This is a genomic window from Allomuricauda sp. CAU 1633, assembly GCF_017313225.1.
Classification (GTDB): domain Bacteria; phylum Bacteroidota; class Bacteroidia; order Flavobacteriales; family Flavobacteriaceae; genus Flagellimonas.
Map to the genome: position 1 here is coordinate 42597 of NZ_JAFLNE010000006.1, position 13656 is coordinate 56252.

A 13656-nucleotide genomic window follows, 5' to 3' on the forward strand; every position below is an offset into this window, starting at 1 on the left:
CCTACTGACACAGCTCAATGCAGGCCAGTGATAAGTGATTTATATTTGTTTTATGGATCAGATGCTGATACCCATTCTTATTGCTCTTTATGTCCTTGTTGCACTAACAATGGTAGTAAGTCTATTATTCAATGGGGTCAGGCCAAGTAAAACCTTAGCATGGCTTTTGGCTATATTCACAATTCCTGTGGGAGGTGTTCTTCTTTACATCTTATTTGGACGAAACAGGAGAAAGAACAAAATGTTCTCTTTAAAAAGTCGGTTTGACTCAGAAAATACTACCGACTCCATACATTGCGCTCCCGAGGTTTCGGCAAATAAACTTAAAATCACCCAACTGATCAACAATACTTCTTGGTGCCCTGTTACCTGTCATAATGATCTGGAGTTGCTAAAAGATGGGAAAAACACTTTTGAAAGTATTTTTGAAGCATTGGAGGAAGCCAAAGAGCACATTCACCTACAATATTACATCTTTGAGGACGGGGAATTGGCCGATAAACTTCTTCAAGTGTTTGAAAGGAAGATAGCGGAAAACGTTACCATCCGCCTTTTGTACGATGGCATTGGCAGTTATTCATTGAGCAAAAAATATTTGAAAAAACTCAAGGAAATAGGTGTGAAAACTGCACAGTTTCTTCCCTTTAAATTTGGTAGGTTCCTAAGCTCCCTGAATTATAGGAACCATAGAAAAATTATTGTTATTGACAACAAAGTTGGGTTCACTGGGGGAATCAATGTGTCTGACAAGTATTTAAAGGGAGACCCTGCCCTTGGAAAGTGGCATGACACCCATCTAAAAATTGAAGGCGAGGCTGTTGGTTTTTTGAATAAGACCTTCATCAAAGATTGGTTTTTGGCCAGTGGAAACCATGTGGATATTTCAACATTTAAGACATTCCCCACTCCAGAGAAAGGATATTCACTACAGATAGTTCCAAGTGGTCCGGATGATGATTTTGATGTGATGGAGCAGGTGTATTTTTCCATCATAAATAGTGCTAAAAGGTATCTCTACATCGTAAACCCATACATCATTCCGAATCATGCCATTTTACAGGCGCTTATGACCGCTGCATTAAGTGGTGTGGATGTTAGGATTCTCATGTCCAGCACAACAGATATTAAACTGGTGGATTGGTGTGTTAGGGCCTATTTTGAATCTTACTTAAAGGCTGGCATCAAAATTCATTTGTATGCTGATGGCTTTTTGCATAGCAAGGTAATGCTATGCGATGATGAGATTGCCAGCATTGGAACCGCAAATTTGGACAATAGAAGTCTCCAACAAAATTATGAGGCCCAAGTTTTTGTTTATGATGAAAAACTTTGCCAACAGATGAAATCCAATTTTTTAAAAGATTGCGAAAAATCCATAATACTTGCTGATTATGGAAAATACAAACAAAGACATTGGTTTAAAAAATTGATTGAAGGTTTTGCCAAATTGCTGAGTCCACTTTTATGAAACAAAGGTTTCATAGCCCAATTCATTTTTACAGCTCCTGCCCTCTTGCCAGCAATCTAAGTTATATACGGTGGTTTCCGCAATTCGAGTCAGGGCTTCCTTAGTGGCAAAGGCTTGGTGTGGAGTTAAAAGTACATTGGGCAATGAAAGGAGTTCCAAAAGTTGCTCATCCTTTATCCCCGTGGTACTGTTATCCTTGAAGAAAATACCCTCTTCGGCCTCATACACATCGGCAGCATAGCCTGCCAGTTTTCCATTTTTGAGAGCTTGGATAACGTCCTTCGTCTTTACAATGGCGCCCCGGGCCGTATTGATCAGCAGGGCATCCTTCTTCATTACTTTTAGCAAGGAGTTTCTAAAAACATGGTGAGTGTCGTAAGTAAGCGGAGCATTGATACTGACAATGTCCGATTTTTTACACAACGCTTCCAAACTTACGTACTCAAGATCATAATGGTTCTCCAGATATTGGTTCTTTTGAACATCATTGGCCAATAGTTTGCAACCAAATGCATGGAGGATCTTTACAACAATGGAACCAATCCGCCCAGTTCCAAAAACTCCCACAGTTTTTCCGTTTAGATCAAAACCCACCAAATCATCCAATAAAAAGTTGTGCTGGTGGACCTGAACATTGGCCTGAATCAGTTTTCGGTTCAATGCCAACAGTAAACCTACGGTATGCTCTGCAATGGCGTGTGGTGAATATTCTGGGGCATAGGCCACTCTAAGACCAATCCGCTTTGCTGATTTAATGCTGACATTGTTGTATCCTGTTGCTCTTAAAGTGATATACTTCACCCCCAAATCTTTTAAAATTTCGAGCACCACCAAAGAAGCATCATCATTGGAAAAAATGGAAATGGCTTCATAACCTGCCGCCATGACCGCCGTATTGGAATTCAATGCATCTGGCACAAAAGTAATCTTATGCTTACCATCATTAGCCTTTTTAATGTTACCAATCTCAAAATCCTTTGCGCTATATACTAGTACTTTCATCACCGATGCATTATAAACAAAGCCCTCTCGTGTTGCTACAGGAGGAGGCCATGTTTAGTTGAGTAGTCTTTTTTGTTTTTTTCTTTTGATGACCTGGGATACAATATCAAAAATCTTGGTCTTGGCATCGCGATATTTATCAAAGTAGGATGCCAGTTCCTTAGACAATTCTGAATGGGTATCCAAATAGGCATTTTCCATCTTGCTTTGATCTACATCATCGACCATGATTTGTAGCTGGTTCTCGTGCAACTGGACTTTTTTGAAGATTTTGATCAATTCTGACTCGGACTTTTTCAGAGATTCAACAACGGGCTGCACAGTATTGAACATATCAGAATCCAGTATGTCCAATGTATAATCCTTGATCATGCTGTCCAAGAATTTTTGTTCGTCCCTGGCAAATTTGAGTTCCGAGCACCATTTTTTGGATTCTTCATGTAGTTCCTCTGCGCTGAACCACTCCCTAAAGGTTCCTTTGTGGGTTTTTGATTTCATAGCTTTTAGTATTGTTGCGGCAAATGGTGAACCATTTGCCGCGTGTTCCTAACTAGACAACCTCAATGACCTTTTTTTGGTTTTCCTTGGCTTCCTCCATTTTAAGAAGGTTAAGGTTTAGAATACCATTTTTATAGGTTGCTTTTACCTCTTTGGAACGATCCACCGAATTGGGCAACTGCATGGTTCTAGTAAACGCACTATAGTTGAACTCTCTTCGGGTGTATTCCTCATCTTTTTCGGTTTCCTCTTTGCTTTTTTTGGCGGAAACTTCCAAGATGTCATCCTTCATGGTGATCTCAAAATCTTTTTTTTCGAACCCAGGGGCCGCAATCTCAATTTCAAAATCACCATCATGCTCCTTCACATTCATTGAGGGGCTTGATTTTTCCAAATTGAAGAAATCATCGTCAATAAATGCATCTCGATTAAAGAAATCGACCAAGCTTTCATTCCATGGAAACCGTTTTCCATTAAATTTAACAAGTGACATAATTATGGGTTTTAGATTAATGAACCTTAGTTTAAAAACATTCACCGTGGAATGGTAGTCATCAATCCACGGGCTTCCTTCGTTTTAATACAGATCCCGCATAACCGTACACCTTGGTTTTGAGGTTTAGGTAATCGTCCAAAAATTGCGAGACCCTATTCTGTAATTTGTTGTGCTTTTCGTAGTATTTGTCGTCACAGGTCTTAGCGGTACACTCAAAGATGCCTCCCAAATGGCTTTCATGCCCACAAATCAGTTTTTTAAGCCGCTCCTTTTCCTTTTTTGATTCTGCGAACCCCTGCTTAAACTGTTCCAGTCGCTCAAACAAATTGGGAGTCCTGGGTTCAAAAACATACGAATTCAACAACTTCTGAATAAAGGACATTTCATCCTCGATGAACTGAAGATGGGACTTCCAGTTTTGTAACTCAATGTGGAGATCTTCTATTTTGTTCTGTACAACCATGACCCAATCCTTTTCATCAATTTTAATTTAACCATGAATGTAAAGCTTGGTTGGTTCTTGTGAAATGATTTAAATCAATTTGCCTGATGGGGTAAGATCAAAAATGGGACGGACAGTTTTGTGTTCAGTTCCTTAATGATTCCATTGCCGATAAACTCCAAGAAAAAATGATGTGGGTAATATACCATACAGAGCATATCTATGCTCCAAAGGTCCACAAACTCCAAAATGGTCTTGGTCTTGTCCTCAAAAACAGGCAATACCACCTCTTTGGATATATTGGAGAAGGCCTTCATAAAACTGCCTTTATGTTCCAAAACAATCTTGTCCCCTTTTCCATCATCAATACTCATGGGCACTATGGCGCAATCTGTAATCGTTTGAAAAAATTGTAAGGCGCGAATGTTCTTCTCTACTATTGGATTACTATAATTGGAGATAAAAGCCATTTTCTGCACATTTTTAAAGTCTATTTCCAAAGGAACAATCAATATGGGGCAAGTGGTGACCTCACGAACCAACTGCATGGCATTGGTCCCCAACAAAATATGTTTCACCTCTTCCTTTGCCTTGTTTCCGATTACCATAAGATCTACCTTATGTTTTTCCGCATAATCGGAAACCCCTGTGGTCACATTTGAACATAAGGAGACTTTTTTTAGTTGATGTTTTTTGTTCTTTCCAACATCCCTGACCAGCCTGTGACAGATGGCATCGAGACCTTGGGCAGACGCTATCTTGGCTTCCTCAATTTTTGAATCGGCTTCATTACCACAAACATTCACAATATGGAAACTACATTTCTCCTCTTTGAACAATTGAGCGGCGTAAAACAAGGCATTGTATGAATTGTTGGAAAAGTCGGTGGGCACTAAGATCTGTAACATGGCTTACGGGTTAAAGGTTGTACGGAAGCACCAAAAAGGGAATTTTGCTGTGCAGTCCTATATTTCTAATTACAGGTTCCACAAAAAGGCGTTCCAAAAAGGAGTGCTTGTTTTTTACCATGACCAACATATCAACGGGCAGCTCTTCCTGAAATAGATTTATGGCCTCAATGAGTTCCTGATCAGGCAGATCATAGATTTGATGGTCATTTTCCTGCACCAATTTCTCAAGACTGGTTTTATTCTTTTTCTGTAGAGATGTAAGACCATCTGGCGGGGATACATGCATCACATGCAGTTTGGAGCCCCATGATTTTGACAACTTCAACAAAAAATCTAAATCAGTTTTCGAATAGTTAACCTCATAATCCGTTGGGAACAATATTCGCTTTGGCGGATTAAACCCATAATCGGATGGAATAGCCAAAATCGGAACAACAGCTTTATTAAGGACATGCACTGTATTTGATCCGAACAATATCTCTCTAGCCCCTGTTGCGCCCTGGGTTCCCATAATGACCAAATCTATATTTTCTTTGTTGACCATGGTCTTGACCTCATCTTCCAAGGTATTAAAGGCTGCATGGGTCACATATTCGTGTATGGGGTTATCGTACTTTGCCTTAATCCGTTTTCGAATTATCTCCAAAGTGTTCTCCGCATTGTACTTATGGTCATCGGGAAGTCCTAACTGGCCAGGGCTCCCCAACGCATAATCCACACGATAAATGGGCGGCGTATAGGCATGCAAAAGATAAAAAATGCACGTGATATCCTTGAACAATATGGCTGCATATTCAATGGCATTGAAGGCATTCTCTGAAAAATCCGTGGGCAATATAATTCTCATCATGGCGTGCTAATTTTATCAAATCTACAGCACTGTTCCCTCTTAAACCATGATTTTCATCAACTCCTAAAAAAAGGGAATTCATAAATTGCATTATCAAAATGTAGTATCCATGAAAGGAAATTTTAATGCTCTTATAGACGCTGATCAATTGGTGCTGATTGACTTTTCCGCAGAATGGTGTGGTCCTTGTAAAATGTTGGCACCCATCCTCAAACAAGTGAAGGATGAATTGGGCGACTCTGTAAAGATTGTAAAGATTGATGTGGACAAAAACCAGTCCTTGGCCAGCAAGTATCAAGTGCGGGGTGTACCCACCATGCTGTTGTTTAAAAAAGGTGAACAGCTTTGGCGACAATCTGGGGTGCTCCAAAAGTCAGAGATTGTACAAGTGGTAAAATCCTTTATGTAGATCGATTAATATTTCTGGTTACTCAAACAGATGCAACACCAAAAAAGGTACTTGGGTATTAAAGGAGACTTTTTTGATTACGGCCTCATGGGTGAGTTTATCAAAAAATCCATGGCCATAATTGATCATGGCCACCATATCCACCGCTTTGTTTTCGGCTATGGTGTTTTGAATGGCACCATGTATTGAACTTCCTTTTTCCACTTCAACAAATTTGTGTTTTACACTTTTCAGCTTCTTTTCCATGGCTTTTTTCGACGCAAGCTGCTGAGAAGTAAATTCTTCAGGATTTCCAGCATAGGTCACCCATATTTCAGAGTCAAACAGCTCTGCCAACTTTAAAAGGGGATTTAGTTCATAGGTTTCAAAAAGGTGCTCATACCCCGTTGCCAATACAATGGCACCAATGGAATCCTTGGCCTGAAATTCTTCTGGAACGGCTATAATTGGACAGAAATCAATTTCATTGATGATTTTATATGTATTGCTGCCCATAAACACTTCTTTGAGCCCAGACGCCCCTTTGGTCCCCATAATAATGTAATCGATTTCTTTGTTGTAGACCGTCTTCCCAACGGCATTGACAAGATTATCCACAACGGACATGGTTTTGAAACTGTGCTTGGGATTGCTGTTGACTTCTTTGATTTTTTCCAAAACTCTCTTGAGTTCCCGTTCCGATTGCTCCTTCATCAAACGGAACAAACGGGTATCGTTGGCCCTGCCCATTTTGGTAGCCAAGTCCGAAGACCCCACTTGGTAGGCATTCACAATAAAGAATTCACATTCCACACCTTTAAAGATGGACAGCGCATATAGAATGGCATTCCATGCATTTTTGGAGAAATCGGTAGGCAATACAATTCGTTTCATGTCTTTATTGTTTCTCTGTTATCCCTGAAAATCTGGTAGTACCATCAAAGGGATTTCGGTTCTAAAAGTTACATTTTTTACCACGGGTTCCTGCGTCAGCCTATCAAAAAAATCATGGGAATAGTTGGTGAGCACAATCAGGTCGGTCCTCTCCTCTTCCGCAAAGTGCCGTATGGCCTCAGCCACTGTAGTTTTTATTACCACTTTATGAAAGGAAGTGGGATGGGCTTCAAACCGTTTCTTCAAGATTTCCTTATTTGCCTTTTGTCTATCTGATAGACTGAAGGTTTGTGCTACATGGAATACCTTGACTTTGGAGCTCCAAAGTTTAACCAACTGCAGTAGAGGACGGAGTACATTTTTTGGAAAAAAATGGGCATACTCGGTTGGGAAAACCAGCGATTCCAATTTTTGGAAATCATACGATTCAGGGACCACTAGAATTGTACAGTTTTTAATATGCTTTAAAACTTTTACGGCATTACTGCCCATAAAAATTTCTTTGGCACCGGTTGAACCTTTGGTTCCCATAACAATGGTATCAATATCGTACTTTGGAATGAGGTCGCGAATGGTCTCTACCAGCCCTCCGGCCATGGAAATCTTATCAAAACTATGCTTCGGGTTCTTATGGTTTTCCTCTAAATATTCCATAATCTCCCCAAGTTGACCCAATGAGGCTTCGGACAGGGATTGGTACACCACTCCTGCCCTTGTACTGCTTTTAAATCCTGCAATATTCTCTTTTTTGGGCTCATAAGCATGCAATACATAAAATTTGCATTCTAATTCGGCATAAAGCTTAACAGCCATGAAAATGGCATTCCAAGCATCTTTGGAAAAATCAGTGGGTAAGAGTATATTTTTCATCTCCTAGTCTTTAACATTCATCGATTAAGATTTTGCATGACTAAAAATGGAATCTTCACTTTCAGTCCAAGTAAATCAACAGTGGAACGGTACAGCATATCTTCAAAAAAGGAATGTCTGGAATTTACCATGACCAACATGCCTACCTCCCTTTTTTCTATATAATCCATAATGGCGTCCGCTTTGTTTTTTACCGATGTGGTCTCAAAGGACAAGTAGGCTTTGGAAAGTGCATCTTCCAAAAACCGTTTGTTGTCCTCCTGTCTGGGACTGAGGTCCTCAAAATCTGTAAAATACAGGCAATGAACCTCAGACTTGAACTTGCCGGCCAAGTCGCCCAAGAGTTTTAATTCCCTACGTTTATAGGGCAGCATGTAATCTGTGGGGAAAAGAATGGTCTTGGGCTGTTTATATTCAAAATCCTTTGGAATGGCCAAAACGGGGCACTTTACATACTTAAAAACCTCTATGGTGTAACTGCCAAAAGTGGTCTTGTGATCACTGGTCTCCCCTTTTGTTCCCATGATGACCAGGTCAATGTTCATCTCGTTTACAAAATCATTGATGCCATCCACAAGGCTATCAAAGGAAGTGACCACCTCAAAATTGTGTAATGGGTTTGAGGGATTTCCCATAACGGTTTGCACCAGATTGTCCAATTTTTTCTCCGATTCCTTTTTCTTTTCTTCTTTTTGTGTTTCCCTATTTTCAGTAGGAGCAGTTTTGTAGGCTACATACACCTCATCCATATAGGTATGTAGAATAAAAAAACAAGTGCGCTCACATTTGTAGAGTTCCTGTGCATACTGCATTGCATGCAATGCATTTTTTGAAAAATCTGTGGGAATGAGTACCGTTCTCATGATGACCTCTTTTTCCAAAGATAGCTGTGCTTGGAACGGTAAAAAATGATTTTGGTCAACCCGGAAGAGACAAGAATCCCTATTCGTGGATCACATAAAATGGGATTTTGGTATGAAAACTGATTTTTTCCACAATGGAGTCGAACAATATTTGCTGTATGAAATTCAGGTTTTTGGCCACCATTATGATCATTTCAATATCCCTACTTTCAACAAAACATTGAATGGCAGATTTTACACTTTTATTAGTGATGGTATGAAAACTGTATCTGTCTGGGAATGTCTCTTCCAAATAATCAAACAGGTATTCCTTATTTGTTTCTTGTTCCATACTGAGCAAATCGCCATCTTTCAGAGCATTCATTATTCTGAATTTGCCACTGCCCAATTGCAACATTTCGGCCATAGAACTTAAAATTCCGTGTGAGTAGAAAATATTAAAATCCGTGGGGAAAGCTATCTCACTAGGCTTTGAAAAAACAACCTCTTCAGGAATTACCAATGTATTGCACTGCACTTTTGTAATGACGTCCCCTGCATTGCTTCCCACAACTTTTTCCTTAATTCCGGAAGCGCCTTTGGTGCCCATTACAATTAAATCGATTTGATGTTCCTCCAAATTCCTTTTTATACTCTGTATAAAAAATCCATACTCATGAAGGGCATAGAAATAGTGGTTTGCTTCTGTGCTGTGCCCTTTAAGCTCCTCCACCAAATCCATCAATATCTCTTTGGTGCTTTCACCAGGCATGTCTTTGGCCCTTTTATTTGAACCGCTAATTGAATCCTTTTGTGTGTCCAAAAGTGTCCCGACATAAAGCACATAAAAATTGCACTCTACAGAACTGAACAAGACTTGGGCATACTGTAAAGCATTCTTGGAATTTGATGAAAAATCTACAGGGATCAAAATGTTTTTCATAACCCACTAAATGACGGTGCAAGTTTATCATTCCAAATTTTTCATGGAATGATAAATGTCATTTACACCTAGTGGACCTGTTTGAGAGCCTCGCTGTCCAAAACCCTAATATCTCGATTTTCTATGGCTATGAGCCCTTCATTCTTAAAATCGGACAAGGTCCTGATCAGGCTTTCCGTGGCTATGCCTGCAACCCCTGCCAAATCGCTCCTCGCAATTTTTAAGGGAGTATTCTTTCCTTTATTCATTGCTTGGGAATACAATAACAAGGTCTGAGCCGTTTTTTTCCGTACAGAGCTATAGGCCATTTGCAGTAGTTGTTTTTTGATATGCACCAAATCTTCGGCCATAACATTAAGTAATTCCAAAGAAACACTTTGATTTTCTTCGAGAATGGATTTTACATGGGTCTTGGAAATTCCGGCTAGTTCCACTTCTTCTATGGCAATGGCATACTCGCGATACGGGAAGTTCTCCGTTAAAGAGGTAAATCCCAAAAAATCGTCTTCGGAATACACAGAGGTGATAAGCTCCTTGCCTTCTTCATCCAGTCCGCAACATTTTACCACCCCTTTTAAAATTAGGTATACCATGTTGGAATGATCGCCTATGGTATAGATGGTCTCATCTTTCTTAAAGGAAAACAATTGTCCGTGGTCATCAAAGAAATTCTTCAGCTCGTTCAATGATCGAATATCGTGCTGTTTGTCCTGTTCCTTTCGCTGCAAAAAAATACTTTCAAGCTGTTTAGCTTTTTCTAGACGAGTGTGGATGGCGTTTAAGAGTTCTTCTTCTTCAAAAGGTTTGGTCAAATAGTCATCGGCTCCTAAATCCATCCCTTTTCTCACATCATTACGCTCGGTTTTGGCCGAAACAAAAATAAAGGGAATGTGCTTGGTGCTTTCACACGAAGAAAATTGCGCAAGGACCTCGTAACCATCCATCTCAGGCATCATTATATCGCACAGAACAATGTTAGGGGTCTCTTTTTCGGCAATATCCAGGGCCATTTTTCCATTTGGAGTGGAAAACACCAAGAACCCTGAGAGCTCTAACATCTCCTTTATGTTTTCACGTAATGAGGTGTCATCCTCAACCAGTAGGATTTTTTTCATCGTCACTGTTCTTTATGGGTATGGTCACTGTAAATGTTGAACCTTCACCCAATTTACTTCTAAAATTGATATCTGCCCCAAGATTGGACATATGCTGTTTTACAATGTTAAGCCCTATTCCCGTGCCTTGGTTGGTGAGCACGTTGCTGGCCCTAAAATAGCGTTCAAAAATAAACGGTTGGTCTTCTTCAGGAATCCCGAGCCCTTGGTCAACGATAGCAATTTGGAGGTTTTTATCGTTTTCTGCGACCTGAATTTTTATACTGGTATCCTCCAAAGAATATTTTATGGCATTGTGCAACAAATTGGACAGCGCCAAGGCCATGATTTTTTCATCAAAGGATACCGTTATACCATCAATATCTTTTGGATATTGAATTCGTTGGCCTTCCTTTAAAAGTGTATTGGAATTATAGACCACTTCATTAATGAGCTTGCTCAAAGGAAAGGAGGTGATATTGTACTTTACCTTTCCCGTATCCAACCGTTCTATAGATAAAAAATCCGTAAGGATACTGTCCAAATACTTTACCTTCTCTTTTATTGTATTGATGTGTTTGTCCCGTTTTTGTTGCTCTTCGGTCTCTGTATATTTAGACAGCAACGAGGTAGAGGTCAGTATACTGGTCAAGGGCGTTTTGAACTCATGCGAGACCAAGGAAAGGAACTTGGTCTTAAGCTCATTCAACTGTTTTTCCGCTTTTAAAGCTTCCCTGAGTTGTTCAGTACGCTCTTCTACCTTGTTTTCCAAGTGTTGGGTATAGTTTTTCCGCTCGGTGATATCCAGTACAATGGCAAGAAACACCTGTTTTTTTCCAATGGAAGACAATTGCAAGTGTACTTCCACGGGGTAGGTAGAGCCATCTTTCCTGCGGTGGATGGTTTCAAAATCAACCTTTTCCCTGGTTTTATTTGCCAAGGGGGCAATCAACTTTTTGAAGTTCTTTTCGGAAAGGTCGGTTTTGATATCGAGCACGGACACTTGTTTCAATTCTGCCATACTATATCCCAAATTAAGCTGGGCACCACGGTTTACATTGATAAACACCAAGGATTCCGCATCAAAAATATAGATTTCGTTAAGCGACTCGTTAAAAACTTGAAACCAATGATCTATGGTTTGTTCTGACTTTTTTCGTTCCGAAATGTCCACGATAATGGCCATTATATATCTCCTTTGTAGCAGTCTAAATGGGTTAAGGCTTATTTCAAGGGGAAACTCTCCCCCATCTTTCTGAAGACCAACAAGATCTAAGCCTTGCCCCATCTTTCTTCTACGTCCCTTTTGTATGAAGCCATCTGCATCGCCCTTGTGCTGACTCTTGATTTTTTTTGGAATTAAAATTTCCAAGGGCTTACCACTGAGTTCTCCTTCTGGGTAACCGAACATTCGGTTGGCCACCGCATTGCTGGCCACAATATGCTGTTGATCATCAACAATAAGAATTCCTTCAGAAATTACTTCTGTTAAGATTCTGAAAACATCGCTTTTCTCGAAGAGTTTCACAGACTAAAGTTAAAAAAACTGATTTAGATCATGGGAGAAAGTACTTTCCATATTTATATTTATTCAAACCCTAAAAACATCAAGATGATGGATTCAAAAAAGAGACTTGGAAACGAATTTTACCAAAATTTGGGGAAGCTTTTCTATGCAGTGGCCATGGCAGACCATAGTATTCACGTAAAGGAAATAGATAGATTAAAGGAGGTGGTTCGTGAGCACTGGTTGGATGTGGACGATGTTGAAGATGAATATGGAACCGATGCCGCTTTTCAGATAGAGAGCGTTTTTGACTGGTTTTTGGAATACGGAAAAGACAGTGAGGAAATCTTCGAAGAGTTTGAAGCTTTCTATAGCGAGTACAAAATCCTGTTCCCAGAAACTGTAAAACAGCTTATAATGTCTACAGCTAGAGCCATTACCTCTGCTTTTGCAGGCAGTAACAAATCCGAGCTTATTCTATTGGGTAGAATTGAACTGCTATTCAGAACTTGATAAAAGTTTTAGGGTAAGTACGGGTAACTTGGCATGGTTGGAAACATTTTCGGCAGTACTTCCGGCCAAGAAATGGGCAATTCCTTTTCTGCCATGGGTTGGGATGATCAAAAGATCTATAGCATGTTCTGAACAAAAGTTGAAAATACCTCTTTCTACACTGTAGTGATTGTAAATTCGTACAGGCACTTCTTCTCCTAGTTTATCGGTAAAGTTTTTAATTTTCTTTTCAATATCGGAATACCCTATATAATTGGCCCCTAAAGTGTTCACATAAAAAGTTTCCAGCTTGGCCGAAAACAGTTGGGCAAATGAAACAGCTTTGATATAGGCCGAAATGTTCTCCAAGTCCAAATCGTAGGCAAAAGCTATTTGTTTGATGTTGAAATCTTTGTGCGGTTGTTTGATCACCAAAACAGGGACTTTTGAGGTTCGAATCACCTTTTCTGTATTAGAGCCTACAAAAAACCGACTAATACCACCGGTTCCATGGGATCCCATTACAATGAGGTCACAATTGTGTTCTTGGGCCACATGATCCACTTCACTGAATATTTTGTAATTCTGGATAATGGCCTCCACAGGAATATTTTCAAGAAACTCTTTCTTTGTGAACTCTTTTATTTTTTCCTTGGCTAAGTTCATATAATATTTTGCTTCTTTCAGTTCCTCCTCTTCAGATTTGGCCAAGACGGATTCTGACAATCCCAGCATGTGCAAAATTAGGATTCCCGCTCCGTGTTCCTTGGCAATGTGCGAGGCAACTTCCAAGGCATAGCCCGAATGTTCGGAAAAATCGACCGGGACCAATATCTTTTTCATGATGGTCATATCAGCTGTTAAATGAACTTGACTTTTCCATGGAAATGAAAAAGTGGAATCCAAAGTTTTAACTCCAGAAGCCATGATTGTTTCTTTTGAGGTTTAACCCCAAATGT

The 13656-nt window shown here is 39.8% G+C and carries 16 protein-coding genes; 3 read left to right on the forward strand and 13 right to left on the reverse strand.

From position 1 onward, the window contains the following. The first annotated feature begins 61 nt into the window (after nucleotides 1-61). On the forward strand, nucleotides 62-1468 hold the full coding sequence (gene cls / locus J0X14_RS15370; protein WP_207098794.1) for a cardiolipin synthase: 1407 nt from the start codon (nucleotides 62-64) through the stop codon (nucleotides 1466-1468). Here cls and J0X14_RS15375 read toward each other — a convergent pair. From J0X14_RS15375 to J0X14_RS15400, 6 genes are all read right to left on the reverse strand, one after another. Then, complete coding sequence (locus tag J0X14_RS15375; RefSeq protein ID WP_207098700.1) at nucleotides 1463-2470, reverse strand: 2-hydroxyacid dehydrogenase; 1008 nt, start codon at nucleotides 2468-2470, stop codon at nucleotides 1463-1465. The two genes, cls and J0X14_RS15375, sit on opposite strands and share 6 nt — an antisense overlap. 54 nt (nucleotides 2471-2524) lie before the next feature. Further along, nucleotides 2525-2968, reverse strand: a complete 444-nt coding sequence (locus J0X14_RS15380; protein WP_207098701.1) for a hypothetical protein — start codon at nucleotides 2966-2968, stop codon at nucleotides 2525-2527. 52 nt (nucleotides 2969-3020) lie between these two features. After that, nucleotides 3021-3461 (reverse strand): Hsp20/alpha crystallin family protein, encoded by a 441-nt coding sequence (locus tag J0X14_RS15385; protein ID WP_207098702.1) that lies wholly within the window; start codon nucleotides 3459-3461, stop codon nucleotides 3021-3023. 61 nt (nucleotides 3462-3522) lie between these two features. Then, nucleotides 3523-3927 (reverse strand): hypothetical protein, encoded by a 405-nt coding sequence (locus J0X14_RS15390; protein ID WP_207098703.1) that lies wholly within the window; start codon nucleotides 3925-3927, stop codon nucleotides 3523-3525. Between the two features lie 74 nt (nucleotides 3928-4001). Next, a complete protein-coding gene (locus J0X14_RS15395) occupies nucleotides 4002-4814 on the reverse strand; it encodes a universal stress protein (protein WP_207098704.1) in 813 nt (270 codons plus the stop codon). Nucleotides 4815-4824: 10 nt separating this feature from the next. Continuing rightward, on the reverse strand, nucleotides 4825-5667 hold the full coding sequence (locus J0X14_RS15400; protein WP_207098705.1) for a universal stress protein: 843 nt from the start codon (nucleotides 5665-5667) through the stop codon (nucleotides 4825-4827). A 109-nt stretch (nucleotides 5668-5776) separates the two neighbouring features. On the opposite strand from J0X14_RS15400, the gene trxA reads away from it, so the two are divergent. Further along, nucleotides 5777-6076, forward strand: a complete 300-nt coding sequence (gene trxA, locus J0X14_RS15405) for a thioredoxin (protein WP_207098706.1) — start codon at nucleotides 5777-5779, stop codon at nucleotides 6074-6076. Between the two features lie 18 nt (nucleotides 6077-6094). On the opposite strand, the gene J0X14_RS15410 is transcribed toward trxA, so the two are convergent. The 6 genes from J0X14_RS15410 to J0X14_RS19220 form a co-directional block, all read right to left on the reverse strand. Then, nucleotides 6095-6949 (reverse strand): universal stress protein, encoded by an 855-nt coding sequence (locus J0X14_RS15410; RefSeq protein WP_207098707.1) that lies wholly within the window; start codon nucleotides 6947-6949, stop codon nucleotides 6095-6097. Between the two features lie 18 nt (nucleotides 6950-6967). Further along, nucleotides 6968-7819: a universal stress protein gene (locus J0X14_RS15415; protein WP_207098708.1), complete on the reverse strand. Its 852-nt coding sequence runs from the start codon at nucleotides 7817-7819 to the stop codon at nucleotides 6968-6970. Between the two features lie 17 nt (nucleotides 7820-7836). Beyond that, nucleotides 7837-8682 (reverse strand): universal stress protein, encoded by an 846-nt coding sequence (locus J0X14_RS15420; RefSeq protein WP_207098709.1) that lies wholly within the window; start codon nucleotides 8680-8682, stop codon nucleotides 7837-7839. A gap of 79 nt (nucleotides 8683-8761) precedes the next feature. Continuing rightward, nucleotides 8762-9604, reverse strand: coding sequence for a universal stress protein (locus tag J0X14_RS15425; protein WP_207098710.1), 843 nt, complete (start codon nucleotides 9602-9604; stop codon nucleotides 8762-8764). A gap of 68 nt (nucleotides 9605-9672) precedes the next feature. Further along, nucleotides 9673-10719 (reverse strand): response regulator, encoded by a 1047-nt coding sequence (locus J0X14_RS15430; RefSeq protein ID WP_207098711.1) that lies wholly within the window; start codon nucleotides 10717-10719, stop codon nucleotides 9673-9675. Next, the gene (locus tag J0X14_RS19220) at nucleotides 10697-12226 is read right to left on the reverse strand and encodes a PAS domain S-box protein (protein ID WP_207098712.1); all 1530 of its coding nucleotides are present in this window, start codon (nucleotides 12224-12226) and stop codon (nucleotides 10697-10699) included. The genes J0X14_RS15430 and J0X14_RS19220 overlap by 23 nt, the downstream gene beginning before the upstream one ends. An 84-nt stretch (nucleotides 12227-12310) precedes the next feature. Between J0X14_RS19220 and J0X14_RS15440 the strand changes: the two genes are divergently transcribed. Then, nucleotides 12311-12718: a hypothetical protein gene (locus J0X14_RS15440; protein WP_207098713.1), complete on the forward strand. Its 408-nt coding sequence runs from the start codon at nucleotides 12311-12313 to the stop codon at nucleotides 12716-12718. Here the strand turns inward: J0X14_RS15440 and J0X14_RS15445 are convergent. Beyond that, nucleotides 12704-13624 (reverse strand): universal stress protein, encoded by a 921-nt coding sequence (locus tag J0X14_RS15445; RefSeq protein ID WP_242528055.1) that lies wholly within the window; start codon nucleotides 13622-13624, stop codon nucleotides 12704-12706. The genes J0X14_RS15440 and J0X14_RS15445 overlap by 15 nt on opposite strands. Nucleotides 13625-13656: the final 32 nt, after the last annotated feature.

Excerpts from the sequence above, each read along its gene's own strand:
- J0X14_RS15390 (WP_207098703.1), bottom strand. The coding sequence starts at position 3,927 with ATGGTTGTACAGAACAAAATAGAAGATCTCCACATTGAGTTACAAAAC.
- J0X14_RS15410 (WP_207098707.1), bottom strand. The coding sequence starts at position 6,949 with ATGAAACGAATTGTATTGCCTACCGATTTCTCCAAAAATGCATGGAAT.
- J0X14_RS15430 (WP_207098711.1), bottom strand. The coding sequence starts at position 10,719 with ATGAAAAAAATCCTACTGGTTGAGGATGACACCTCATTACGTGAAAAC.
- J0X14_RS15395 (WP_207098704.1), bottom strand. The coding sequence starts at position 4,814 with ATGTTACAGATCTTAGTGCCCACCGACTTTTCCAACAATTCATACAAT.
- J0X14_RS15375 (WP_207098700.1), bottom strand. The coding sequence starts at position 2,470 with ATGAAAGTACTAGTATATAGCGCAAAGGATTTTGAGATTGGTAACATT.
- trxA (WP_207098706.1), top strand. The coding sequence starts at position 5,777 with ATGAAAGGAAATTTTAATGCTCTTATAGACGCTGATCAATTGGTGCTG.
- J0X14_RS15380 (WP_207098701.1), bottom strand. The coding sequence starts at position 2,968 with ATGAAATCAAAAACCCACAAAGGAACCTTTAGGGAGTGGTTCAGCGCA.
- J0X14_RS15425 (WP_207098710.1), bottom strand. The coding sequence starts at position 9,604 with ATGAAAAACATTTTGATCCCTGTAGATTTTTCATCAAATTCCAAGAAT.
- J0X14_RS15445 (WP_242528055.1), bottom strand. The coding sequence starts at position 13,624 with ATGGCTTCTGGAGTTAAAACTTTGGATTCCACTTTTTCATTTCCATGG.
- cls (WP_207098794.1), top strand. The coding sequence starts at position 62 with ATGCTGATACCCATTCTTATTGCTCTTTATGTCCTTGTTGCACTAACA.
- J0X14_RS15400 (WP_207098705.1), bottom strand. The coding sequence starts at position 5,667 with ATGATGAGAATTATATTGCCCACGGATTTTTCAGAGAATGCCTTCAAT.
- J0X14_RS15385 (WP_207098702.1), bottom strand. The coding sequence starts at position 3,461 with ATGTCACTTGTTAAATTTAATGGAAAACGGTTTCCATGGAATGAAAGC.
- J0X14_RS15420 (WP_207098709.1), bottom strand. The coding sequence starts at position 8,682 with ATGAGAACGGTACTCATTCCCACAGATTTTTCAAAAAATGCATTGCAT.
- J0X14_RS15415 (WP_207098708.1), bottom strand. The coding sequence starts at position 7,819 with ATGAAAAATATACTCTTACCCACTGATTTTTCCAAAGATGCTTGGAAT.
- J0X14_RS15440 (WP_207098713.1), top strand. The coding sequence starts at position 12,311 with ATGATGGATTCAAAAAAGAGACTTGGAAACGAATTTTACCAAAATTTG.